Annotated in this window: 18 protein-coding genes; 9 read left to right on the forward strand and 9 right to left on the reverse strand. The window is 72.0% G+C overall.

Going from position 1 to position 23,932, the window contains the following annotated elements:
* Positions 1 to 31 precede the first annotated feature (31 nt).
* The 3 genes from ACFYS8_RS27295 to ACFYS8_RS27305 form a co-directional block, all read right to left on the reverse strand.
* Positions 32 to 1,654: a purple acid phosphatase family protein gene (locus ACFYS8_RS27295; protein ID WP_387645583.1), complete on the reverse strand. Its 1,623-nt coding sequence runs from the start codon at positions 1,652 to 1,654 to the stop codon at positions 32 to 34.
* A 155-nt stretch (positions 1,655 to 1,809) separates the two neighbouring features.
* Positions 1,810 to 2,586: an aminotransferase class IV gene (locus ACFYS8_RS27300; RefSeq protein WP_387645586.1), complete on the reverse strand. Its 777-nt coding sequence runs from the start codon at positions 2,584 to 2,586 to the stop codon at positions 1,810 to 1,812.
* A 26-nt stretch (positions 2,587 to 2,612) separates the two neighbouring features.
* Positions 2,613 to 3,431 (reverse strand): class I SAM-dependent methyltransferase, encoded by an 819-nt coding sequence (locus ACFYS8_RS27305; RefSeq protein WP_387645589.1) that lies wholly within the window; start codon positions 3,429 to 3,431, stop codon positions 2,613 to 2,615.
* A 157-nt stretch (positions 3,432 to 3,588) separates the two neighbouring features.
* Here ACFYS8_RS27305 and ACFYS8_RS27310 point away from each other — a divergent pair, with 157 nt between their 5' ends.
* Both ACFYS8_RS27310 and ACFYS8_RS27315 read left to right on the forward strand, forming a co-directional pair.
* Positions 3,589 to 4,329 (forward strand): hypothetical protein, encoded by a 741-nt coding sequence (locus ACFYS8_RS27310; protein ID WP_387645592.1) that lies wholly within the window; start codon positions 3,589 to 3,591, stop codon positions 4,327 to 4,329.
* Positions 4,330 to 4,381: 52 nt separating this feature from the next.
* A complete protein-coding gene (locus tag ACFYS8_RS27315; RefSeq protein WP_387645595.1) occupies positions 4,382 to 4,882 on the forward strand; it encodes a DinB family protein in 501 nt (166 codons plus the stop codon).
* 8 nt (positions 4,883 to 4,890) lie between these two features.
* Here ACFYS8_RS27315 and ACFYS8_RS27320 read toward each other — a convergent pair whose 3' ends face one another.
* The 3 genes from ACFYS8_RS27320 to ACFYS8_RS27330 all read right to left on the reverse strand — a co-directional run bounded on the left by ACFYS8_RS27320 (position 4,891) and on the right by ACFYS8_RS27330 (position 10,491).
* A complete protein-coding gene (locus ACFYS8_RS27320; RefSeq protein ID WP_387645597.1) occupies positions 4,891 to 6,549 on the reverse strand; it encodes an FAD-binding dehydrogenase in 1,659 nt (552 codons plus the stop codon).
* Positions 6,550 to 6,677: 128 nt separating this feature from the next.
* Positions 6,678 to 9,113: an endonuclease/exonuclease/phosphatase family protein gene (locus ACFYS8_RS27325; protein ID WP_387645600.1), complete on the reverse strand. Its 2,436-nt coding sequence runs from the start codon at positions 9,111 to 9,113 to the stop codon at positions 6,678 to 6,680.
* A 286-nt stretch (positions 9,114 to 9,399) separates the two neighbouring features.
* Positions 9,400 to 10,491, reverse strand: coding sequence for a HoxN/HupN/NixA family nickel/cobalt transporter (locus ACFYS8_RS27330; RefSeq protein ID WP_387645602.1), 1,092 nt, complete (start codon positions 10,489 to 10,491; stop codon positions 9,400 to 9,402).
* Positions 10,492 to 10,796: 305 nt separating this feature from the next.
* Here ACFYS8_RS27330 and ACFYS8_RS27335 point away from each other — a divergent pair, with 305 nt between their 5' ends.
* Positions 10,797 to 13,100, forward strand: coding sequence for a glycosyl hydrolase family 18 protein (locus ACFYS8_RS27335; RefSeq protein WP_387645604.1), 2,304 nt, complete (start codon positions 10,797 to 10,799; stop codon positions 13,098 to 13,100).
* Positions 13,101 to 13,168: 68 nt separating this feature from the next.
* Here the strand turns inward: ACFYS8_RS27335 and ACFYS8_RS27340 are convergent, their stop codons facing one another.
* Positions 13,169 to 15,025 (reverse strand): hypothetical protein, encoded by a 1,857-nt coding sequence (locus tag ACFYS8_RS27340; RefSeq protein WP_387645607.1) that lies wholly within the window; start codon positions 15,023 to 15,025, stop codon positions 13,169 to 13,171.
* Between the two features lie 36 nt (positions 15,026 to 15,061).
* The gene (locus ACFYS8_RS27345) at positions 15,062 to 16,897 is read right to left on the reverse strand and encodes a HEAT repeat domain-containing protein (RefSeq protein WP_387645609.1); all 1,836 of its coding nucleotides are present in this window, start codon (positions 16,895 to 16,897) and stop codon (positions 15,062 to 15,064) included.
* A 131-nt stretch (positions 16,898 to 17,028) separates the two neighbouring features.
* Here ACFYS8_RS27345 and ACFYS8_RS27350 point away from each other — a divergent pair, with 131 nt between their 5' ends.
* Positions 17,029 to 18,159, forward strand: coding sequence for an alpha/beta hydrolase (locus tag ACFYS8_RS27350; protein WP_387645610.1), 1,131 nt, complete (start codon positions 17,029 to 17,031; stop codon positions 18,157 to 18,159).
* 199 nt (positions 18,160 to 18,358) lie between these two features.
* Here the strand turns inward: ACFYS8_RS27350 and ACFYS8_RS27355 are convergent, their stop codons facing one another.
* Positions 18,359 to 19,120 carry an HNH endonuclease family protein gene (locus ACFYS8_RS27355; RefSeq protein ID WP_387645612.1) on the reverse strand — a complete coding sequence of 254 codons (762 nt, stop codon included), beginning with the start codon at positions 19,118 to 19,120 and terminating at the stop codon, positions 18,359 to 18,361.
* Positions 19,121 to 19,286: 166 nt separating this feature from the next.
* Between ACFYS8_RS27355 and ACFYS8_RS27360 the strand changes: the two genes are divergently transcribed.
* From ACFYS8_RS27360 to ACFYS8_RS27380, 5 genes are all read left to right on the forward strand, one after another.
* Positions 19,287 to 19,877, forward strand: a complete 591-nt coding sequence (locus ACFYS8_RS27360) for an NTP transferase domain-containing protein (protein ID WP_387645615.1) — start codon at positions 19,287 to 19,289, stop codon at positions 19,875 to 19,877.
* A gap of 137 nt (positions 19,878 to 20,014) precedes the next feature.
* Entirely contained in the window at positions 20,015 to 20,845 is an 831-nt protein-coding gene (locus tag ACFYS8_RS27365) for a hypothetical protein (RefSeq protein WP_387645618.1), read from the forward strand.
* Positions 20,846 to 21,040: 195 nt separating this feature from the next.
* The gene (locus ACFYS8_RS27370; RefSeq protein WP_387645620.1) at positions 21,041 to 21,820 is read left to right on the forward strand and encodes a hypothetical protein; all 780 of its coding nucleotides are present in this window, start codon (positions 21,041 to 21,043) and stop codon (positions 21,818 to 21,820) included.
* 95 nt (positions 21,821 to 21,915) lie between these two features.
* Positions 21,916 to 22,722, forward strand: a complete 807-nt coding sequence (locus tag ACFYS8_RS27375) for an iron-sulfur protein (protein ID WP_387645623.1) — start codon at positions 21,916 to 21,918, stop codon at positions 22,720 to 22,722.
* Between the two features lie 137 nt (positions 22,723 to 22,859).
* Positions 22,860 to 23,843: a DUF2637 domain-containing protein gene (locus ACFYS8_RS27380; protein ID WP_387645626.1), complete on the forward strand. Its 984-nt coding sequence runs from the start codon at positions 22,860 to 22,862 to the stop codon at positions 23,841 to 23,843.
* Positions 23,844 to 23,932 lie beyond the last annotated feature (89 nt).

Below are 23,932 nucleotides of genomic sequence, written 5' to 3' on the forward strand. Positions count from 1 at the left end.
GCACCGGGGCCGGGGGCGCCGCACGTGGGCGTCAGTGACCGTGCTCGCCGCGGCCCGCGCGGCGGGTGATCGAGTAGTGGTCGATCTGGGTGCCGTTCTCGGCGAGCGCGGTGACCTTCATGGTGCTGGTCGCACCGCGGTGCGCCGGGGTGACGTCCACCTTGATGAACGAGTAGCCGGTGTAGCGGACCCGCGACCACTGCACGGTCTCCGCGACCTTCACGCTGCCCTTGTCGAAGTGGTAGGTGACCACCTCGTCCTGGTGGTTCTCGTGGCCCTCGTAAGTGTCGGGGGCGTCGAACGAGTACAGGCTGCGGCCGGCCGCACCGGCGGTCACGTACACCACGCCGTCCTTGGCCGGGTCGATGCCGGCGCCGCTCGGCACCGCCTTGTTGACCTTGTTGCCGAGGATCGCGTCGGTGCGCTCGTACACGTGGTTGTGGCCGTTGATGACCAGGTCCACGCGGTACTTCTCGAACAGCGGCACCCAGGCGTCCCGGACGCCGCCGTCGGAGGCGTGCTGGTGGGTGGTGGAGAAGGCGCAGTGGTGGAAGAAGACCACCACGAAGTCGATCGCCTCGTCCGCCCGCAGCTCGCGCAGCTTGCGCTCCAGCCACTCGGTCTGGCGGCCCGCGGTGACGCCCAGGTTGGCCGGGATCTCGTAGGAGACGTCGTTGGCGTCCAGCGAGATGACGCCCACGTTGCCGTAGTTGAACGCGTAGACGCCGGGCGCCTTGCGCGGGTCCGGGCCGTTGGTCGGCAGGGTGAAGCGGGCGTCGTCACCGCCGTACCCGTTGTGCGAGTACCAGGCCTCCATGTCGTGGTTGCCGTAGGCGACCATCCACGGGATCCTCGCCGCCACCGTCTCGGTCTGCGCGAGGAACGCGTCCCAGGTCAGCGCGTTGAACGCGACGCGGTCGCTGTCCTTGCCCTGGCCCATCGGGTCGGCGTAGCAGATGTCGCCGGCGTGCAGGTGGAACACCGGCTTCTGGGCCAGGATCACGTGGTCGTTGCCGGCCGCGTGCGAGGAGACGCCCTGGTCACCGAAGGCGGTGAAGGTGAACGGCTCGAACGGGCGGCCCCGCCGGCCGTTGCGGGACGGCGCGGTGGTGAAGGTCTGGAGCGTCGAGATCGCCTGCTGCGACGCCGGGTCGAAGCCCTCGTGGCCGACGCCGTAGTAGTAGGTGGTGCCGGGCTGCAGGTGGTTCAGCTCCACGTGCAGGTAGTACTGGTCGACCGGGGTGGCACCGTCGACCAGCGCGGGGGTGTGCAGCGCCCGGACCTCGGCCTCGATCTTGTGGCTGAGCTCCCACGGGTGCCGGCCGAAGCGCAGGAACGGCTTCTTCACCGGCGCCGGCACCTGCCAGGACACCCGCATCTGGGTGTCGGCCTCGGCACCGAACTGCAGGTGACGACCGACCGGGGCGACCAGCGCACCGGACACCGCGTCCGTCGCGTTGCCCTGCTTCGCGGCCTGGTCGGCGAACGCCGTGCCGGAGCCCAGCGCCCCGCCGACGGCCAGCACGCCGACCGTCACCGCGCTGGAGCGCAGCAGGGTGCGGCGGGAGAGCTTGCTGCGCAGGTACTCGTGCTGCTCGGCCATGTTCATGCGAGCGGCCAGCTGGGCGGGCACGCCCATGTTGGGGATATCCATGCGCGGGAGACTGTCAGTGGCCGGTGGCCGCCACCCGGATGCTCGGTGAACGAGCGTCATCGTGTCGGTCTGGCCGCGCACATGATCAGACCATGTGTTGGCAAAGCCACCTCCGCCGCGAGGTGCCCGGCCCGATCATGACGCGTCGTCACAGCTCACAGCGGGTCACCCGGCACCTCCAGGTACGCCGCCCGCAACCGCGCCAGGCCCGCCGCCTCGACATCGAACTCCCGGCCGTCCACCGCCGCCACCGCCCGCACGCCGGTGGTCGCATTGGTCGCGAACACCGCGTCCACGCCCGCCAGTTCCTTCCCCACCCTGGCGAACTCCCCACCGCACGCCTCGCGCAGCAGCGCCATCGCCGTACCCGCCAGGTACTCCCCCTGCGGCCACACCACCTCACCGCCCCGCAGGAACCCGACGTTCCACGTCGCGCCCTCCGTCAGCCCGCCCGCCTCGTCCACGAACAGCGCGTCGTCGAACCCCGCCTGCTGCGCGAGCCGCCGCTGCCGCAACGCCCCGAACAGCGCCACGCTCTTCACCTCCGGCAGATCCCGCCGGTACCGCACCGTCCGCACCCTCGTCGCCCCCGGCACCCCACTCCCCGCCGAACGGGCCGTCACCAACACCCGGGGATGCGCCGGCCCCCCGACACTCCCCAGGTCGATCGCCGGATCGAACAACGTCACCCGCACCACCACCGCCCCCCGCGCCGGAGCCTGCCGCCGCGCCAACTCCCGCACCCACTCCCGATCCGGCCGCACCCCGAACACCGCCGCACAGTCCCGCTCCAGCCGCGCCAGATGCAACCCCAGCCCCCGCACCCGGCCGTCCTCCACCAACATCGTGGTGAAGTGCCCGTAGTTCGTCAGCGCCAGCACCTGCAACTCCCCGACCGTCACCGGCCGCCCATCCAACTCCGCTCTGTTCACGCTCCCCATTCTCCGCACCCGCCCACTCAGTACCGGCACACCAGCTCCCCGCCGAGGCACCCGATCCGGAATGCCCCCTCGGACTCGATCACGTCCGCCACGATCTCGGCCGCCCGCGCCACCGTCTCCCGGAACGGCACCCCGCACTGCCCCGCCCATGCCTCGTACGACGCCAGATGCGCCACCACCGGTGCCGGATCGGTCAGTTCGATCAACCCGGGCAACCGTCGTACTCGCACCTCCCCGAACACCTCGCGGAGAATCCCGGGTGCCCGCTCCAACGAGAACCGCGCACTCAACGACACCCGCCCCGGGCCCTCCGCCACCCCGAGCACATCCCCGGCCGCCCGCGCCCACAGCCGGTCCAGCTCCGCCTTGTCGCTCTCACTGTTGGTCGACGCGATCAGCACCCCACCCGGCCGCAGCACCCGCGCCAACTCGCCGACCGCGCCCGGGATGTCGCCCACGTGGTACAGCATGTGCAGGGCCAGCACGGCGTCGACGCTGTTGTCGGCGAAGGGCAGGGCCTGGGCATCGGCCACCAGGACCGGCTTCGGGACATCGGCGAGGATGCCCCATGAGATGTCCATCCCGACGACCTGGAGATCCGGGCGGTCCGTGTGCAGACGGCTGACGAACTTGCCGTTGCCGCAGCCGACATCGAGGACCGTGCCGCTGGTGTCGGCCAGCTCTTCGACGACGATCCCGGGTAGGTCGTACTGCGGCTGCTGCCACCGGTAGATGGACTGACGGGCGGCCAGGTGGCGTCCGTCAGCGTATGCGCTGTTCGCGAGGATGGACTTGTCGGCGACTGCGGCGTCCTGCTGTGCGGTGTTGCTCGTCACTGTGGCAGCTCCGGAGGGTTCGTGAGTGCGGGTCGAGAGCAGGCTTCTCCGACACTCTCATGGAGCCTCAGGGAGCCCGCGTACTTCTCCTCCACGCCGGCTCCCTGCACCCGGTAGCCTCACCCGACGGATTCGCTGCGACAGGTGGGGGTGCCCGATGGCCGGACGGGTCGTGTTCAGGGACGCGGAGGGGCGGGAGCTCACGGAGGAGGACCTGGCCGGGGTGACCGGGCAGGTGGGGTGGGAGCTCGTCGGGGGTGAGGAAGTACCGGCGCAGGCGCGGCTGTTGCACCGGCGGGGGCGGGAGGCCGGGGAGCGCGGCGAGTACGAGGAGGCGCTCGGGCTGTTGGGGCAGGCTCAGGCGCTGGCTCCGGGGTGGCCGCATCCGTCGTACGACGCGGCGTTCACGGTGTTGTTGCAGGGTGACGCGGTGGGGGCGGAGAAGCTGTACGCGGAGGTGGACCGGATCGCGCCGCGTGGGTTCTTCACCTGCAAGACCACGCTGGACACGCTGCGCCGGGAGCTTCGCGGCGAGCTGTTCGACGGTTTCAGTCAGGCGTTCCTGCAGCTGGAGTGGCTGGAGGATCCGGCGCAGAAGCGTGAGCTGCTCCAGGGCATCGTGCGGCGCTTCCCGGATTTCCCGCCGGCCTGGAAGGAGCTGGCCGCACTGCTGACCGACCCGGACGAGCAACTGACCGCCCTGGAACGCGGGCTGGCCGGGGAGCCGGACGGGGAGACCCGGGGGATGCTGCTGGTCAACAAGGCGCTGCTGCTGCAGCACACCGACCCGGCGGCGGCGGTCGCCGTTCTCGGTTCGCTGGCTCTCGATCCGGAGTCCACGCTCGGCGCCGAGACCATGGCCAAGATCGTCCTGGCCCAGCTGACCGGCCAGGGCTGACCGGCCCGGAAATCTCGGTGCGACCCACGCGGCGGCCGGATAGGTTCGAAGGATGACTGCGACCGAGACCCAGCGCCGCCCCGTTCCGTTCAACGACAGCGGCGAACTCGACACCGCGCTGGCCTTTCTGAGGTTTGCCCGGGAGTCCGTCGTCAAGAAGACCGAGGGGCTGACGGAGGAGGAGCTGCGCCGCGTCCTGGTCGGGACGGGGACGAACCTGCTGGGCCTGGTGCAGCACCTGACGGCGGCCGAGCGGTACTGGTTCGGGCACCATGTGGCGGGCCAAATGGCTTACGAGAACGCGGACTTCGACATGGCAGTCCCGGCGAACACCAGCGCCGAGCAGGTGCTGGCCGCATACGCGGAGGCGATCGAGGCCAGTGACGAGGTGATCGGCGCGTCCGCCGACCTGTCGCGTCCGGTGGCGGTGCCGGTCCGTGAGGAGTTGCTGTCGGTGCGTTGGGTGGTCGCCCACATGACGAGTGAGACGGCCCGGCACGCCGGTCACGCCGACATCCTGCGGGAGCAGATCGACGGCGCGACCGGCCGGTAGTACGCGGATCAGGCGGTGGCAGCTGCGGCCGCCCGGCCGGCGGTGCGGCCGGTGAAGAGGCAGCCGCCGAGGAAGGTGCCTTCGAGGGAGCGGTAGCCGTGGATGCCGCCGCCGCCGAAGCCGGCTGCCTCGCCTGCCGCGTAGAGGCCGTCCAGCACCGAGCCGTCGGAGCGCAGGACGCGGGAGTCGAGGTCGGTGTGCAGGCCGCCGAGGGACTTGCGGGTGAGTATGTGGAGCCGGACGGCTATCAGCGGTCCGGCGGCGGGGTCGAGCAGGCGGTGCGGGGTGGCGGTGCGGATCAGCTTGTCGCCGAGGTAGCGGCGGGCGCCGTGGATCGCGGTGACCTGGAGGTCCTTGCCGAAGGGGTTGGCGATCTCGCGGTCGCGGGCCTCGATCTCGCGGCGCAGCGCGTCGGCGTCGATCGCAGGGGCGCCGTCCTGGCGCTCGTTCATGCCGCGCACCAGCTCCTCCACCGTGGAGGCCACCACGAAGTCCGCGCCCCGCTGCTTGAACGCTTCGACCGGCCCGGGTGCGCCGGGCAGCGCCCGGCCGAGGACGCGCCGGAGTGAACGCCCCGTCAGGTCGGGGTTCTGTTCGGAGCCGGAGAGCGCGAACTCCTTCTCGATGATCTTCTGGGTGAGCACGAACCAGGTGTGCTGGTGGCCGGTGCGCATGATGTGGTCGAGGGTGCCGAGGGTGTCGAAGCCGGGGAACAGCGGGACGGGGAGGCGGGCGCCGGTGGCGTCGAGCCAGAGCGAGGACGGGCCGGGCAGGATGCGGATGCCGTGCCGGGCCCAGATCGGGTTCCAGTTCTCGATGCCCTCGGTGTAGTGCCACATCCGGTCGCCGTTGACGAGTCCGGCGCCGGCTTCGGCGGCGACGTCGAGCATCAGGCCGTCGACGTGCGCGGGGACGCCGGAGAGCATCCGGGCGGGCGGGGTGCCGAGTCGTTCGGGCCAGGCGGCGCGGACCTTGTCGTGGTTGCCGCCGATGCCGCCGGAGGCGACGATCACGGCCTGGGCGCGCAGTTCGAAGTGTCCGACCACCAACCGGGAACTGGCCTCGCCGCGCGGTACGGCGGACGGCGCGAGGATCTCGCCGGTGACGGTGTCGAGTGAACCGCCGCTCGAGGCAAGGCCGGTGACGCGGTGCCGGAAGCGCAGCGTGACCCGTCCGGCCCGGACGGCGTCGCGGACCCGGCGGGCGAACGGTTCGACCAGGCCGGGCCCGGTGCCCCAGGTGATGTGGAAGCGCGGGACGGAGTTGCCCGGTCCGGTGGCCAGCAGCCCGCCGCGTTCGGCCCAGCCGACCACCGGGAACAGCCGGACGCCCATCGCGTGCAGCCAGGCCCGCTTCTCGCCGGCCGCGAAGTCGACGTACGCCTCGGCCCAGCGGCGCGCCCAGGCGTCCTCGGGGCGGTCGAAGCCGGCGGTGCCGAGCCAGTCCTGCCAGGCGAGTTCGCGGGAGTCCTTGATCCGCATCCGGCGCTGTTCGGGCGAGTCGACGAGGAAGAGTCCGCCGAAGGACCAGTGCGCCTGCCCGCCGAGCGACCCCGCGGGTTCCTGGTCGAGCAGGATGACGCGCCGTCCGGCGTCGGCGAGTTCGGCGGTGGCGGCCAGGCCTGCCAGGCCGGCTCCGATCACGATGACGTCGGCGTCGAGGGCCATCCGAGGTCCTTCCCAGAGACAGTGAGCCCCGATCCTGCGGCCACCGGGCCGCGAGGTCAACCCACCGGTAACAACGCGGGAGCCCCCGCCCCACCGATTCAGGCAGAACGAGGGCTCCCGAAGGGCCGTCACGGCTTGACGCGGACCACCTGCGGGTCGTGGTCGGAGGCCTGCGTGGCGAACTCGCTGTTGATGTGCACCACGTCGTAGCGGACGTGCTGCTGCTTGAACGCGGGGCTGACCAGGATGTGGTCGAGCACCTGCGAGTTGCCCTGGTAGACGTACGAGTAGCGCTCGCTCGCGGGCAGGTCGTTCACCAGGTCGCGGAGCACGCCGTCCTTGGTGAGGGTCTGCATCGCGGGCGAGAACTGGTAGTCGTTGAAGTCGCCGAGCGAGACGATCCGGGCGTTCGGGTCGGCGGCCTCCAGCTTGGCGATGAAGGCGTGCTCGATCTCGGCCTGCTTCTGGCGCTGCACCTCGGAGCTGCGGGTGGGGGCCTGGAAGCGGCTGTCGATGCCCTGGTCGCCGCCCTTGCTGTTGAAGTGGTTGGCGATCACGAAGACCGGCTTGTTGTGGAAGCTGAACTGGCCGACCAGCGGCTTGCGGCTGCTGTTCCAGGCCTCGTTGTTCGGGTCGATGCGGCCGGGCGAGGCGGTCAGCGAGGTGCGCTTGCCGGTGCCGGTGACGTCGACGGCGGTGGTGGAGTCGCCGCCGGCGATGTCGGTGAAGGAGACCCGGTCGGGGTTGAACAGGAAGACCTGGCGGATGTTGCCGCCCGGCTGGCCGCCGTCCTTGTCGTTCACCGGGTCGATGGAGCGCCAGTCGTAGGCGGGGCCACCGGCGGCCTTGACCGCGTCGATGAACTTCTGCACGGTGGCCGAGGCGTCCACGGTGCCGTCGTCGGCGGCGCCGCTGTTGTCCTGGATCTCCTCCAGGGCGACGATGTCGGGCGAGCGCAGGTTGGTGACGACGGCCTGGGCGAGCTCGCTGTACTTGGCGTCGGGGTCGCCGGGGGCGAGGTTCTCCACGTTGTAGGTGGCGATGGCGAGTTCGCTGGGCAGTGCCCGGTCGGCGACCTCGCGCTGCAGGCCGTTGTCCTGGACGGTGCCGACGGTGTTCGCGGCGATGGTGTAGCCGCCGAACTGGTTGTAGTCGAGCGGGCCGGCGGTGGAACCGGTCAGCTTGTCACCGACGTTGGCGACCGGGAAGGGCTGCTCGGTCAGCGGCGGCAGCGACTGGATCATGATCCGGCCGTTGTTCGGCTTGTCGTAGCCGAGGTAGACCACGCCGCCGCGGTTGGTGCGCGGGTCGGCCGACGAAGCGTCCACCCAGAGCTCGTGGTACTTGTCCGTGGCCTGCACCACCGGCACGTCGCGGACCTCGACGTTCATGCCCTCCAGCGACTCGTACAGGTCGAGGGCGTACTTCGACGGGTCCAGCGGCAGGTTGTCGATCGAGCCGCCGGCGGCGTCCGGGGCGTACCCGGCCGGGATCTTGGCGGCGTCCAGCACCACGGGGGCGGGCACGGCGTTGCCGGAGGACAGCACGGCGACCTTCGGGCCGGTCAGCTCGGTGACGGACTGCGAGCCGCCCGCGCTGTTCGGGTAGTACTCGCTCACCTTGGCGGTGACCAGCACCGAGTCGCCGACCTTGACGGTCGGGGCGGCGGAGCCGGTGAAGACGAAGACGGCCTCGCTGGTGGCGGCGTTGTTGTCCGGGTTGGGGTCCTGGATCCAGAAGCCCTTGGTGCCGTAGCCGCGCACGCCGGTGACGATGCCGGGGACGTTGGTGACGGTCTTGGTGTTCAGCGGCGATATCCGGGTGGTGCCCTGGATGTCGTGGATCCGCACGTCGCCGGGGACGGGCGTGCCACCGCCGCCGGGGGTGGTGCCGCCGCCGGTGGTCTGGCCCTTGGAGTTGACCGGGGTCGGGTCGCCGGCGGTGAGGTCCTTGGCGTTGTCGTCGGTGTCGGCGAGCGACGAACCGCGGGCCACCGAGGCGCTGTTGGACGCGCCCGCGGCCGGGCCGCCGCCCTCGCGGACCACGGCGGAGCCGAAGCCGACCAGGTCGACGATCCGGGTGTCGGCGGCGCAGTCGGCGGCGGTCTTGCAGCTCAGCGGCGCGGTGCCGTTGACCAGCGCGACGGTGCCGGAGGTGGCGGACATGTTCAGGCTGCCGCCGGCGTCGGCGGCCGGGAGGTCGGCGGTGCCGCCGGCGCCGGGCGCCTCGGAGATCAGGTAGCGGCCGCCGGCCGGGATCGAGCCGTTCAGCGGGGTGACGCCCCACTGGGTGGTGGCGCCGGGGCTGCCGGGCAGGTACTGCACGCTGTAGCCGGACAGGCCGAAGGCGGCGCCGGTCGGGTTGCCGAGCTCGATGAAGTCGTTCTTCAGCGTCGCACCGGAGTTGCCGCCGCCGCCGTACACCTCGGCGATCACCGCACCGGTGGACGGCGCGGCGAACGCGCCCGGCAGCGGGACGAGGACCAGGGACGCGGCGACCGCGGCCGGCGCGGTGACGCGCAGCAGCGTGCGGCGGGAGCGGCGGGCGGGGGTGGGGCTGGGCACCTTGGCGGGGCTCCTTCGTGGCAGGACCATGGCCCGGTCGCCGTCACTCGGGCGCCGGGTGGCATTGAGGGTTCGTCAGGAGGCTGACTGTCGGGGCCTCTCCGGCCCTGCCGGGCGGGCCCCGAACGGCAACTCGCGTAGATCCAGCCAGAAAGATACGCGCGTAGAAGTTGACCCGACAAGGGCCTTGACGTGAACTTCTCGCCGCCGAGCGGGTACACCCCGGCCCCCGCACATGCGAAAGGGGCACCCGCCGGGTGCCCCTTGTTCGCTGACGACGCGTCGGTCAGGACTGCTCGCGCAGCCCCGCCGACCACTTCTGCTCGACCTTGCCGAACTTCCAGAACGCCATCGCGGCGCCCCAGGTGAGCACGAACAGGCCGACGATCACGTAGCCGACCAGGTTGAGGTCGAGCGAGCCGATCCAGCCGATCGGGCCGCTGGTGATGTCCAGCTTCTCGGCCAGCAGGCCGACCAGCTCGACCACGCCGATCACCAGCGCCACCAGCACCGACAGGCCGGTGACGGTGAGGTTGTAGTAGATCTTGCGGACCGGCTTGGAGAACGCCCACTCGTAGGCGAAGTTCATGAACGAGCCGTCGATGGTGTCCAGCAGGCTCATGCCCGCCGCGAACAGGATCGGCAGCACCAGCAGCGCGTACCAGGGCAGCGAGAACGCGGCCGCGCCGCCGGCCAGCACCAGCAGCGACACCTCGGTGGCGGTGTCGAAGCCGAGGCCGAACAGCAGGCCCACCGGGTACATGTGCCAGGGCTTGGTGACCGCCCGGGTGACCTTGCCGAGGATCCGGTTCAGGAAACCGCGCTTGTCGAGCTGGCGCTCCAGCTCGGCCTCGTCGAAGTCGCCCTGCCGCATCCGCCGGAACACCTTCAGGATGCCGTTGAAGGCGCCCAGGTTGATCAGGCCGATCAGCACCAGGAACGTGCCGGAGACGGTGACGCCGATCAGGCCGGTCGCCTTGTGCAGCGCCGACTCGTCGGACTCGACCTGCCCGGCCAGCGAGCGGATGCCGAACGCCAGCAGGGCGCACAGGCCGAACACGATCGAGGAGTGCCCGAGCGAGAACCAGAAGCCCACCGAGAGCGGGCGCTTGCCCTGGCCCATCAGCTTGCGGGTGGTGTTGTCGATGGCGGCGATGTGGTCGGCGTCGAAGGCGTGCCGCATGCCCAGGGTGTACGCCGTCAGGCCCATGCCGGCGCCGAACACCTGGCCGCCGACGTCGTAGTGCTTGGGCGCGATGACCGCCAGCAGGGTGAACCAGCCGACCACGTGCAGGGCGAGGACGAACGCGGCCATTCCGGCCAGCCGGATCCACTCCTCGCGGGTGAGCCGGTCGCGCAGGCGCGTGGGCGCGGGCATTGGGGAGGTCCTTCCGGGAGGGTGGCGAGCCGCATCATCCTTCCTTTGATCAGCTCGTAATTGCAAGTCATATGCAACTGAAAGCCAAAGGCGCACAACGGCGCGATCCCCGGTCCCGCCCGGCCCTCCCCAACCGAACCGATCGGAAAGCTTCCTGACGGTTCGTGAGCCGAAATCCTTGACCCGGGCGATTGGTCCAGTCCAATCTAGGTGACGCGCTCACCCCAAAGCGCACAGGCTCCCACCTGGGCCCGTCGGGCCACCGCACCTACCGGACAAACCCCACTGACTCCGGAGGTTCCTCCATGCTTGAACGGGCCACGCCCGCACCCGGGTCGACGCGCCGGGCCCCCTCCCGTCGCCGCGCCGGCGCCCTCGTGGTGGCCGCCGCCATGACGGTCGGCTCCACCGCGCTCGCGCTCTCCATGGGCAGCGCCTCGGCCGCCGCCGTCAACCTGCTCGCCAACGGCGACTTCGAGACCGGCAGCCCGAGCGGCTGGACCTGTACCAGCGCCTCGGTGGTCAACACCGGCGCACACGGCGGGACCTACGCGCTGAACGCCAACGCCACCGCCGGCGACACCGGCCAGTGCCAGCAGACCGTCACCGTCCAGCCGAACACCAAGTACACCCTGGCGGGCTGGCTCAAGGGCAACTACGTGTACCTGGGCGCCACCGGCACCGGCGTCAACGCCTCCATCTGGACTCCGGCCGCGGCCAACTGGACCCAGCTGAGCACCACCTTCACCACCGGCGCGACCACCACCTCGGTGACGGTGTTCACCCACGGCTGGTACGGCGCCGGCGCCTACCAGGCCGACGACCTCAGCCTGACCGGCCCCGACGGCGGCGGTTCCCCGAGCCCGTCGACCTCCGCGAGCGCCAGCGCCTCGGCCTCGGCCAGCCCCTCGCAGAGCGCCTCCCCCAGCCCGTCCACCTCCACCTCGCCCTCGCCGTCCGCGAGTTCCAGCTCCGACACCGGCAACGGCCCCGCCGGCGACGGCAAGATCACCGTCCCGGGCGGAGTGACGGTCGGCAGCACCACCGCCAACGCCGTGGTGCTGAAGTGGAACGCCTCGACCGACTCCACCGGCAACTACGTCGGCTACAAGGTCTGGTCGAAGGGCCAGCTGGTCGGCACCTCGATGGGCACCTCCATCGCGATCTCCTCGCTGCTGCCGAACACCTCGTACACCTTCACCGTCCAGGCGTACGACAAGGCCGGCCACGCCTCCCAGCAGTCCGCCGCGGTGACCACCTCCACCGCCGCCGCGCCCGCCACCGCCAAGCCGGTCAAGTCCGCCTACTTCGACCAGTGGTCGGTGTACGACGCCGCCTACTACCCGAAGAACGTCGACACCTCCGGCGCGGCCGGCAAGCTGGACGTCATCTCCTACGCGTTCGAGAACATCCACCCGACCAACCTCGACTGCTTCGAGGCGGTCAAGGCCTCCGACGCCAGCCACGAGGACAACCCGAACGCGGGCGACGGCGCGGCCGACGCGTACGCCGACTACCAGATGGACTACAGCGGTGCCATCTCCGTCGACGGCTCCGGCGACGACTGGCAGCAGCCGCTGAAGGGCAACTTCAACCAGCTGCGCCAGCTCAAGGCGAAGAACCCGAACCTGCGGGTCACCCTGTCGCTCGGCGGCTGGACCTACTCCAAGTACTTCTCCGACGCGGCGGCCACCGACGCCTCGCGCAAGAAGCTGGTCTCGTCCTGCATCGACATGTTCCTCAAGGGCAACCTGCCGACCGGCGTGGCCGGTGACGCCTCCGGCGGCGCCGCCAGCGCCGCGGGCATCTTCGACGGCATCGACATCGACTGGGAGTACCCCGGCTCGGCCGGCGGCCACACCGGCAACCACTACTCCGCCGCCGACAAGCAGAACTTCACCGCGCTGCTCGCCGAGTTCCGCAGCCAGCTGGACACCTACGGCGCCGGCCTCGGCAAGAAGTTCCTGCTCACCGCGGCCCTGCCGTCCGGACAGGACAAGATCTCGTCCATCGAGACCGACAAGATCGGCGCGTACCTCGACTACGCCGACATCATGACCTACGACATGCACGGCTCCTGGGACGCCACCGGCCCCACCAACCTCCAGGACCCGCTGCACGACAGCCCCGCCGACCCGACCCTGCCGATCGCCCCCGGCACCGCCAAGTACAACGTGGACACCGCGCTGGCCGCCTACACCACCGGCCTCCCCGAGTACGGCATCACCGGCGGCTTCCCCGCCAACAAGATCGTCCTCGGCGTCCCGTTCTACTTCCGCGGCTGGACCGGCGTCCAGGCCGGCAACAACTACGGCCTCTACCAGAAGGCCACCGGCGCCACCCCCGCCAAGCCCGGCAGCCAGGAAGCCGGCCTCGCCAGCTGGCGCGAGCTCACCCTGACCGCCCAGAACACCCACTGGGACCCGATCACCGAGTCCACCTGGGTCTACGACGGCACCAACTTTTGGACCGGTGACGACCCGAAGGCCATCCAGGCCCGCGCGGCCTACGCCAAGTCCAAGGGCCTGGCCGGCATGTTCGCCTTCGCCCTGGAGAACGACGACAACTCCGGCACCCTGCTGAACTCCATCTTCACCAGCCTGGGCTGACACCTCGTCGCACAATGAACGGACGGCCCGCCGCATCTTCCCCATGGGTGCGGCGGGCCGTCGCCGTTTCACGGCCGGTGGGCGAGCAGCAGCCGGGCCTCCGCGCGGAGTTGGTCCTCCTCGCGCATGCTCCACCAACAGTCCCTCTCGACCGGTACGCGCCGGTCCGTGGCCAACCACCCTTCGACCAGGGCCCGGTGCTCGGGCGGCAGCGGCCGGCCGATCCGGCGCAGCACGGTGAGGGCGTGGACGGCCGGCGCGCGGCGGGACAGTGCGGCAAGCAGGACGGGGAGGGTCCGGTCGGGGTCGCCGGTGATCCGCCAGTGTGCTTCGGCGGCTTCCACTTGCTGCCGCGGGTGGCCCTCCGTCAGGCAGCGTTCCACCAGTGGCAGCAGCGGTGCGCCGAGCGGGCCGAGCAGGGCGATGTCGGCCAGGCAGTCGGTGCGTTCGGCGAGCAGGTGCAGCGCGGGTTCGGGGTCGGCGCCGAGCCGGGCGGCGGCGACGGCGGCCGCGGGGGCCAGGTTCCGGTCGCCCCTGGTCACCAACTCGCCCAGCAGGTTGAGGAGTTCGGGGTCGGTGAGGCCGGTGCCGCCGAGGAAGCGGACGATTTTCACGGTCGGGCGGGCGCCCAGCAGTGCGGTCAGTTCGGGCAGCAGTGGGGCGGCGCTGTCGTGGGTGAGGGTGTCGAGGAGTTCGTCGGCGCTGCCGTGCATGCTGCCGCACCCGCCGCAGGGCTTCGGGGCGAGGGCCCGGCGGCGCAGGTCGAGGTCGTCGGTGCGGGCGGCGAGCGCGTCGAGTGCGGCCGCTTCGGGCTGGGGGACGGTGGTGAGCAGGCGAGTGTCGCCGGCCCGGCCGAGGGCGAGTTGGGCGGGCCGGTGGATCCGCCAGTCGGGGTCGGTGGTGTGCGGCAGTACCGCTTCGGCGATCGGGCCGGGGTCGGCGCAGCGGGCGACGAGATCGGCCAGGCCGCCCAGGACTTTCATCCGCCAGTACCACTCGTGCTGGTGGGGCAGCGCGGCGGCCAGCAGCGCGGCGGCCTCCTCCTCGTATCCGCGCCAGCGTTCGGCCAGTCGCAGCGCGCGGCGGGCCCCGCGTCCGTCGTGGTCGCCGGCGGCGATCCAGGCGGCGGCGACGGCCCGGGTCGCCTCCGCGTCCTCGTCGAGCAGGTACCGCAGCCGGTCGTCGGTGTTGCCGACGCCGGGGAACCACTCGCCCGAGACCACCCGGAACGCCGGGTCGCCGCCGTCCGCGACCAGGACGTCCAACAGCTCGGCCGGGTACGGAAGTTCGGCCGCCTCCAGCAGCCCGAGCGCGGCGGTGGCCCGGACGGCCGGCTCGGGGTCGGCCAGCGCCGCCCGCAGCCGCCCGGCCGGGTCGGCGTCGAGGAAGCGCAGCACCGTCAGCGCCTCGGCCCGCACGGCGGGCGCCGGGTCCTCGCGCTGAAACGCGGTCAGCGCGGCCACCCCGAGCGGCAGACACTCCCCCGCCGCCGCCCAGCGCGCCACCCGGACGAGCTGGCGGCGTACCTCGGGGTCGGGGTCGTCACGCAACAGGCCCAGCAGGCCCGGGAGTTCCTCGGCCGCCAGGGTCCGCCCCGTCACCTTGTCCTCGAACCCGAACTCGTCCGCCTCGCCCTCGTACTCCTCTTCGGCCCCGCCGGTGGTCGCGATGAACGCCAGCATGTCGCCCCGCCGGTGGACGGCGTGCACGGCGGCGTGCGCCAGGTACGGGACGGCGGCGGCCCCCGCCGAGGAAACCGTCCCCTGATGCAGGGCCCGCCCGAACAGCTCGCCGAGCACCCGATCGACCACCGCCCGGTCCTCGTCGTACAGCCCGCGAATCCAGTCGGGGACGTCGGTGCCGCTCCCGTACGAGTGCTCCAGCGATGCCCAGTCGGTCAGGTGCAGTTCCTCAGGTGATCTCACGAACGCCGGACCTTAGCCGAACGCCCTGACAAGGCCCTACGGCTGTTGGTCGAGCAGCAGCCGGGCCTCCTCGCGCAGCCGGTCGTCCTGGTGCTCCCACGAATCGAACGGCCCCAGCACGCGGCGGTCGGCGCGCGCCCATTCCTCGACCGTCGCCCGCTGCTCGTCGCTGAGCGCCGCACCCATCCGCCGCAGCGCCGCCACCGCGAACGCCCCCACCGGGAGCGGCTGGAGCAGCTCGGTCAGCACCGGAACTGCCCGGGCCGCGTCGCCGGTGATCGACCACAGCGCCTCGGCCGCACGGGCCCGGGACCACTCGTGCTGGTACGTCAGGTAGGGCTCGACCAGTGGCAGCAGCGGGCTCGCGAGCGGTCCGAGCAGGGCGATCTCCGACATGGCGTGGCCGTGGCGGCCGAGGTCCTCGGCGAGCAGACGCAGCGCGGGTGCCGGGTCCGCGCCGAGCCGGACGGCCGCGACCGCGGCGTGCAGCACCGGGTCCTGGCTCGCGGTGGCGGCCAACTCCTCCAGCAGGCCGATCAATTCGGGGTCCGCCAGGCCCGTCCCGCCAAGCACCCGCACCAGTTGCCCGCTCGGGCAGTCACGCAGCAGCCGGGTCAGCTCGGGCAGCAGCGGGCCGGCGTCCGCGGGGGTGAGCGCCGCCAGGAGTTCACGGGCCCCGCTGTGCGGCCGGTCGCAGCCTCCGCACAGATAGGGCGTGAGCACCCTGCGCCGGAGCTGGAGGTCGTCGGTGCGGGCGGCCAGCGCGGCCAGCGCGTCCCGGTCGGGCTCGGGGACGGCGGTGAGCAGCCGGGTGTCGCCGGCCCGGCCCAGCACGAGTTGCGCGGCCGTGGCGATCCGCCAGTCCGGATGGGTGACGTACGGCAGCGCGGCCTCGGCGGCCGGGCCCGGGTCGGGGCAGCGGTCGACCCACCGGGCGAGGTCCCGCAGGGCCTGCATGTGCGGGTGCCACTCGCGCTGGTGCGGCAGGGCGCGGGCGAGCAGCGCGACGGTGTCCGCCTCCCGGTCCCGCCAGGTGTCGGAGAGCCGCACGGCCAGGCGGCTGCCGCGCCCATCGTGGTCGCCGGCGGCGATCCAGGCGGCGGCGACGGTACGGCAGGCCTCGGCGTCCGAATCCAGCACCGCGGCCGCCCGATCGTCGGTGCTGCCGACGCCGTGGAAGAACTCCGCCCACGGCACGGCCAACACGGGACTCCCGCCGTCCGCGGCGAGCACATCCACCAGCTCGGCCGGGTACGGCACCTCGCCGCTCTCCAGCAGGCCGAGCGCGGCCATCGCCCGGACGGCGGGCTCGGAATCGGTGAGCGCGGCGCGCAGCCGCCCGGCCGGATCCGGGTCCAGCCGGCCGAGGACGGCCAGCGCCTCGGCCCGCACCCGGGCGGACGGGTCGTCGCGGTGGCAGGCCGTCAACGCGTCCAGGGCGAGCGGCAGTTCGTCCCCCGCCGCCCAGCGCGCCACCCGGACGAGCCGGCGGCGCACCTCGGGGTCCTCGTCCCGCAACAGGTGCAGCAGGCCGGGGAGTTCGCCGGAGACCGTGATGCCGTCCAGCGTCCCGTCGTCGAACCACCGATCCGCGTCGGCCCTCCCGGCGTTGGCCAGGAACGCCAGCATGCTGTCGCGCCGGTGGACGGCGTGCACGGCGGCGTGCGCCAGGTACGGCACCGCCGCCACGCTCGCCGGATACACCGTGCCCTGGTGCAGCGCCCGTCCGAACAGCTCGTCCAGCGCCTCGTCGACCACCACCCCGTCCTCGTCGTACAGCGCCCGAATCCAGCCGGGGACGTCGGTGCCCTCCCCGAACGCGTGGTGCAGCGACGGCCAGTCGACCAGGTGCAGTTCCTCAGGAGTTCTCACAGGCACCGGAGGCTAACCGGGAGATCCGACAGGCCGAGGAATTGGCTTGCCCTTGGGGACGGCTTGGCAAACCCGGGAAGGTGCTGGGAGGCGGCTGTGAGCCAGATGAAGCCGTACCTTACGATCATCGGGTGCCGAGCCTGACCGGAGTCCCGATCCAGATCATCGCCAGCCTGCTGGCGATCGCCGCCTTCGCCGCCACCATGTGGCTCTGGCCCCGGCTGGGCGGCCGGAGCTGGCGGGCGTGGCTCGGGCGGCTGGGGGCGTTCTTCGGGACGCAGATCGTGGTGCTGGCCGCGATGGGGCTGGTCGCCAACTCGTACTTCGGCTTCTACTCGACCTGGAGCGACCTGCTCGGTCTGGACGGCAGCCCGGGCACGGTGGTGAACCACGAGCCGGGCGGCAAGGCCGTCTCGGTGACCGGCGAGCAGAAGATGTACTCCTCGCAGGGCTCCGCGCAGGACCGCTCCGGCGTGATCCAGAAGGTCGAGATCCGCGGCGAGCACTCCGGGCTGACCGGCACCCCGGCGTACGTGTACCTGCCGCCGCAGTACTTCCAGCCGGCCTACGCGGGGACGAAGTTCCCGATGCTGCTCGCGCTGTCCGGCTACCCGGGCACGGCGGAGAAGCTGATCTCGCTGCTCCAGTACCCGGCGTCCACGCTGAAGGCGATCGAGGCCAAGGAGATGCCGCCGACGGTGCTGGTGATGATGCGGCCCACCCTGGTCGCCAACCGCGACACCGAGTGCATGGACGTGCCGAACGGCCCGCAGGCGGAGACCTTCTTCACCGAGGACCTGCCGAAGGCGATGTCCGCCGCCTACCGGATCGACGACCGGCCCGAGGCTCGCGCGGTGATCGGTGACTCCACCGGCGGCTACTGCGCCGTCAAGTTCGCGATGCGCAAGCCGGATTCGTACCGGGCGGCGATCGCACTGTCCGGCTACTACGAGGTCCACAACGACCCGACCACCGGCGACCTGTTCGGCGGCAGCGCCGAGGTCAAGCAGGACAACGACCTGCTGTGGCGGCTCCAGAACAAGCCCGCACCGGCGGTCTCGCTGCTGCTCGCCACCAGCCGCAACGAGGAGAACTACCCGGCGACGCAGCAGATGATCGGCGCGTTCAAGGCCCCGACCCAGCTGTCCACCATCACCCTGGACACCGGCGGCCACAACTTCCACACCTGGACCCGGGAGATCCCCCCGGCCCTCACCTGGCTCGGCAGCCGGCTCCCGCAGCCGACTGCCGCCGCGAGCTGACGAACCGTGGGCTGCGCGGAGATTGCAGCCCGCTCGTAGTCGGGCCTCATCGGGTTCTCAGGCACGCCACCCAACGTGTCTCCCATGACCACGTCCAGTTCCGTTCCTCCGACCAGCGAGCCGTGGCCCGACGCCGCGCCCCCCCGGGGGGGGACGCGAACGGCCTCGGGTCATTCCACGCCGGTCAACAACTGCCGCGTCAGCCGCCGCACAACGACAGCATGGTCTTCTTGTCGGCGGGCGTCACCGGCAGCTGGTACTTCAGCGAGACCTGCGCCCAGCGGATCGCGTACGAGCAGTGCACCTCGGTGTTGGCGGGCAGCCAAGTGGCCGGGCCGGAGTCGCCCTTGGAGGCGTTCTGCGAGCCGTCCGCCGGGATCAGGTTCAGCGGGTCGTTGGCGATCTGCACCCGCTTGGGCTTCTCCCACTGCGAGGCGCCCTGCTGCCAGTCGTAGGACAGCGGCATCACGTGGTCTATCTGTATCTTCGACGCCTGCTGCTTGTTCCAGTCCACCGTCTTGCCGGTGTACGGGTCCCAGATCGTCATTCCGGTGACGACGCACTCGGAGCCGTCCTTGTGCTCCACCTTCTGCCCGTCCCGGGCCAGCATGTCGTCGCGGGTGGCGCAGCCGTTGTGGCCCATCGGGACGCCGTCCACGTTGTCCGTCCACGGCGGGCCGAACTGGTCGCGGTCGTAGCCGGTCTTCGGACCCGCGTCGGCGGTCTTGACCTTTCCGATCAGATCCCGCCCCGCCTTGCGGTCCTCGTCGCTGGTGACGGGCGCCAGGCCGGGCTTGGTGCCGTCCGGGTTCTGCAGCGGGTTGGTGCCCTTGGAGGCGGACTGGGCCGACTGGGGCTTCGAACTGCCGGTTGTCGATGCCTTGTTGGCACTGGTGCACGCGCCGAGGGCGAGCGATCCGAGCAACAGGGCGGCGGCTATGACGGGGCGGCGGGATCGCACGGTATTCCTCTGCGGGTGGGCGAGTCTGACGGCCCACCAGAAGACCAGCCGGTCAAGCACGGGTCAAGGCGACCACGCCGCAGCATGACACACCTCACAATCCGGGCAAAACCTGTCCGCACGAAGGATTCGCCGAGGCCCGGGGGCGGGGGCGCAGACTGGCGGTATGACGGAATTGCGGGTGCCGGCCCTGGTGCTGGCGGCGGGCGGCGGGTCCCGGCTGGGCGGGCGGCCCAAGGCGCTGCTGCGCTACCGGGGGCGCACGCTGCTGGAGCACGCGCTGCTGGCGGCGCGGGACGGCGGGTGCGACGAAACCGTGGCGGTGCTGGGCGCGTCGGCGGCGGAGGTCCGGTCGCGGGTCGACACTGGCGACTGCGTGCTGGTCGACAATCCCGCCTGGCCCACCGGGCTTTCCTCTTCTCTGCGCGCGGGCCTGGCCGCGCTGCCGGCCGGGGCGAGTGCGGTGCTGGTGCTGCTGGTGGACACCCCGGGCGTCACGGCGGAGGCGGTGCGCAGGCTGCTGGCGTCGCACGCCCGGCGCACGGATCTGGCGGCGTGCGCCTACCACGGGCGCCGGGCGCACCCGGTCCTGATCGGCGCGGCGCACTTTCCCGAGCTGCTGGCCACTTCGACCGGCGATGCGGGCGCCCGCGCCCTGCTGTCCTCCCATCCGGTCGCCCTGGTGGACTGCACCGGCGTGGCCGCCCCCGACGACCTGGACACCCCGGCGGATCTGGCCCGATGGCACATCAGTTGACGGTTCGTCAGCGCGTCCGCACCTTTCCCCCGCCTCAACTGCGGTGCAGGATTACCTCATTCCGCACCGGGCCGGAGCCCGATCGGCGAGGATGGATGGCATCCCTGCCAGCTCGACCCAGACGGACGGTGCCCACCATGCCGCTGCCCGAGGACGCCGCAGATCCGGCCCGGTTCTCCCCCGGTTCGCCGTCGGGGGCCAGCCAACTGCGCTGCCCGGCCTGCCGTCGCGAGCACCGCTACGAGCCGCCGAGCCTGCCCTGCCCGTGCGGCGCACAGCTGCGGGTGCCGCTGCTGCGCGGCGGGGTGCCGGTGCAGGTGCGGTTCCGCTCCTGGGAGGACTCCTGGGTGAGCATGCGCTGCCCGCACTGCGGGCGCAACGACCAGTGGCCGCAGCCGGAGTTCACCTGCGACTGCGGGGCGACGGTGCGGATGCCGGTGGACCGGGCGCCGAAGCTGCAGAGCGCGGGCCCGCGGGCGACCCGTCCGGTCGAGGCGGCCCGCCCGTACACCACGGCGGTGCCGCCGCTCTCCCCGCCGAACCCGCTCGCGGCCGGTTCGGGCCCGGCCCGGACGCTGCGCCCGCCGTTCCGCCCGCAGCCGGTGCGCACCCCGCAGGACGCGGTGCTGACGGCGGCCCGCTACTTGCAGTGGCTGGGCTTCGACGACCTGGAGCTGACCACCAGCCAGGAGCGCGACTCGACCAGTCTGCTGGGCGGCCGGATGGTGGCCCGGGTGGACACCTGGACGGAGCCGGCCGACGTCAAGGCGGTGGAGTGCCTGTGGCTGGAGACCCTGCACAGTGAGCAGGTCGCGGCGGCGATGTTCACCGTCTCCGGCTACTCCCGGCAGGCCATGGTGCGCGGCGAACAGCTGCTGGTGGCCCTCTTCACGCTGGACGCGGCGGGCATCCCGCAGCCTTCGAACGGCGCGGCCGAGGCGCTGATGGAGACCGGCTGGACGTCCTGACACGCCGTCACGCCACCGTTACCCGGAAGCACGCCTTCCGGATTTCCTCACGCTCGTGATCTGGTGCACAAGCTCCTACGCGTGTTGAATTGCCGCCACGACGCGGGCCCTTGGGGATTGGGGAGGGCCGGCTGGTCGCTGCATGGCGCGCACAAGGAGGTGGCGTTGTCGGTGCACGGGACTGCCCCGGGGGGCATGGCGGACGTCGTCTGGCGGCTACGGTCGCGGGGCTGCTGGCAGGAGGCGGCGGACCTGCTCCGCCCGCAGGCCGGCCGGGATCCGACGGCGGCGCTCCAGCGGGCCGAACTGCTGATCGAGCAGTGCCTGTTCACCGCGGACCACTGGGAGCGCGCGGAGGACGCCCTGCGCCAGGCGGAAGCCTCGGTCGCCGGCAGCGAGCACCGCGCGGCGGCCTCCTGCGCACGCGGCTACCTGGCGTACGTGGCCAGCGTGTTGAGCCGCCGGGACCGGCTGGACGAGGCACAGGCCGCGCTGGGCCGCACCTCGGCGCTGCTGCCGCCGAAGGCACCGGGCCGGCCACTGCTGGACTTCCGGCGCGGGCTGGTCGCGGAGAACCTGCTGCACGATCCGGCGGCGGCGCACAGTGCGTACACCCGGGCGCACGATGGGGCCAGGGAGCGCGGCGACGACCTGCTGCGCTCCTCGACCTGGTGCCACCTGGCGGGGCTGGCAGCGGCAGCGGGCGATCCGGAGCGGGCCCGGGAGGGTTTCGGGGCGGCACTGAAGCTGCGTGAACAACTCGGGTTCACGGTGGGGGTGGCGCCGGCCCTGGCCTCGCTGGCGGAGGTGTCGGAACCGGCCGAGGCGGAGCGGCTGCGCGCCGAGGCGTCCCGGCTGGTCCAGGCGCTCGGCGGGGTGCCGGTGTGGCTGGCGCGGCGGCTGGGCCGGGCCCCGGCGAGGGCGGCGGAACCGGAAGACGGCACTGTGCACGACCCGCGGCACGGCATCAGCTAAGGTGAGCCTTACCTGTCCGGGGCGAGCAGTGGCCCGGACAGGTCCACCGCGCCGTGCCCGGGCCCCGCTCCCGGGGTACCACCCAGGGAGCCCGCGTGACCGCGCACCAGGTCGAGCAGTTCCCCGCACCGACCGCCGCCGACTCCCAGGTATTACACGGGAGTTGGCGGCGCCTCACCGAGGTCTTCCCGGGCCTGCGGATCCACCCGGCCGCCCCGCGCACCGGCGCCGGCTGGACCACCGCCGCCGCCCTCGCCACCGACCCGGCCGCCCTCGACGCGACGATCGCCTTCGACGAACGCCTCGGCCTCGAGCTGTACGGCGCCCCCACCCGCCCGGACGTCACCGCCGGCTTCAGCCTGCACCGCTACGCCTGGCCGGCCGCCCTCGCCTTCACCCTGCCGTGGTTCCTGGAGCGCCGCGTCCCGGTGCTCCCGGTCGAACGCGTCTCGATCAACCGCGCCACCGGCGAACTCACCGCCCGCCCGACCGCCTTCCACTGCCTGCCGGACGACCCGGCGGCCGACCGCCCGAACGCCCTGGTCGTCCCGGACCGCCCGGCCCTCGACGCCGCACTGCGCACCGCGCTCGCCGACCATCTCGCGCCGGTGCTCCACGCTTTCCGCCCCCGCGTGCGACGCGGCCCGCGCACCCTCTGGGCGCTCGCCACCGACGACGTGGTGGACGGCCTCTGGTACCTCGCCACCCTGCTCGGCGAGGAGCCCCGGGCCGTGGCCGAACTGACCGCCCTGCTGACCGCCGACGCCTCCTCGGCCCCGTTCGTCGGCCCGCCCGGCTTCCGCGAGGAGGGCGGACACCGCACCAGGACCAGGGTCGGCTGCTGCCTGTTCTACACGGTCCGGCCGGCCGAACCCTGTTTCAGTTGCCCCCGCAGCAAATAGCTCCGACAATATTTTGATCTGATTCCGAAATTCCCCCCAATTGGTGTTTTGCTCGCGATCCGGTCATGATTCCCCGCATATCTCCGCCATGATGGTTCCCCTCAATCACGACGCGGAAAGCGAGGCTTGATCAGCTCATGAGACTGTCGGACATACCGCTGGGCTGGGTCGTCGCCGGCGCAGCCGCCCTCGTGGGCGCCGTCGCCCTGCTGGCCTTCGCCCGCAGCCGCTCGGCCGCAGCCACCAACACCGGCAATTCGGACTCCTGGGAACGCGCCGAGGAACGCCGCCGCCGCACCGAATCCCTCTACGGGGGCGCCTCCTACTTACTGCTTTTCTGCTGCGCCGCGGTCGCCGCCGCGCTCTCCTTTCACGGACTGGTCGGCTTCGGCGTCCAGAACCTCGGCCTCTCCGGCGGCTGGGAGTACCTGGTCCCGTTCGGCCTCGACGGGGCCGCCATGTTCTGCTCCGTCCTCGCCGTCCGGGAGGCCAGCCACGGCGATGCGGCACTCGGCTCCCGCCTCCTGGTGTGGCTGTTCGCCGCGGCCTCCGCCTGGTTCAACTGGGTGCACGCCCCCCGCGGCTTCGGCCACGACGGCGCACCCCAGTTCTTCGCCGGCATGTCGCTGTCGGCCGCCGTCCTGTTCGACCGCGCCCTCAAGCAGACCCGGGTCGCCGCCCTGCGCGAGCAGGGGCTGGTCCCGCGACCGCTCCCGCAGATCCGCGTGGTCCGCTGGCTGCGCGCCCCGCGCGAAACCTACGCCGCGTGGTCGCTGATGCTCCTCGAAGGCGTCCGCACCCTGGACGAGGCCGTCGAGGAGGTCCGCGACGACAAGCGCACCTCGGCGGAGAACCGGGAACGCCGCAGGATGGCCTCCCGCCGGGAACGCGCCGAGATCCGCGCCATCGGCCGCCAGCCCGGCACCAGTTGGCGCACCCGCCACACCCGCCAACTCGAACCCGCCCCCACCACCCCCACCCCGACGGAGCCCGCCATAGCCCCCGCCGGCCTCCCCGCCACCCCCGCCCACCGCAGCATCGACCTCACCCCGGATGAGGACACCACGAGACTCGCTTCGCTCGAACAGAAGCTCAAGGACCTGGAGCAGCAGTTCGGCTGAGGAGAACGAAGGGAGCCCCGACAGGGGCCCGGGGAACGGCGGGGCCGAGTCTGCTGGCGATCAACAGGGCGCTGAAAGGTTCCGCCGTT

Origin of the sequence: Kitasatospora sp. NPDC004615, assembly GCF_042873545.1 — a bacterium.
In the GTDB taxonomy this organism is placed as follows: domain Bacteria; phylum Actinomycetota; class Actinomycetes; order Streptomycetales; family Streptomycetaceae; genus Kitasatospora.

Coding starts and splice junctions, on each gene's coding strand:
- ACFYS8_RS27310 (WP_387645592.1), top strand. CDS start 3,589: ATGGCCGGACGGGTCGTGTTCAGGGACGCGGAGGGGCGGGAGCTCACG.
- ACFYS8_RS27360 (WP_387645615.1), top strand. CDS start 19,287: ATGACGGAATTGCGGGTGCCGGCCCTGGTGCTGGCGGCGGGCGGCGGG.
- ACFYS8_RS27320 (WP_387645597.1), bottom strand. CDS start 6,549: ATGGCCCTCGACGCCGACGTCATCGTGATCGGAGCCGGCCTGGCAGGC.
- ACFYS8_RS27330 (WP_387645602.1), bottom strand. CDS start 10,491: ATGCCCGCGCCCACGCGCCTGCGCGACCGGCTCACCCGCGAGGAGTGG.
- ACFYS8_RS27315 (WP_387645595.1), top strand. CDS start 4,382: ATGACTGCGACCGAGACCCAGCGCCGCCCCGTTCCGTTCAACGACAGC.
- ACFYS8_RS27370 (WP_387645620.1), top strand. CDS start 21,041: ATGGCGGACGTCGTCTGGCGGCTACGGTCGCGGGGCTGCTGGCAGGAG.
- ACFYS8_RS27365 (WP_387645618.1), top strand. CDS start 20,015: ATGCCGCTGCCCGAGGACGCCGCAGATCCGGCCCGGTTCTCCCCCGGT.
- ACFYS8_RS27335 (WP_387645604.1), top strand. CDS start 10,797: ATGCTTGAACGGGCCACGCCCGCACCCGGGTCGACGCGCCGGGCCCCC.
- ACFYS8_RS27380 (WP_387645626.1), top strand. CDS start 22,860: ATGAGACTGTCGGACATACCGCTGGGCTGGGTCGTCGCCGGCGCAGCC.
- ACFYS8_RS27295 (WP_387645583.1), bottom strand. CDS start 1,654: ATGGATATCCCCAACATGGGCGTGCCCGCCCAGCTGGCCGCTCGCATG.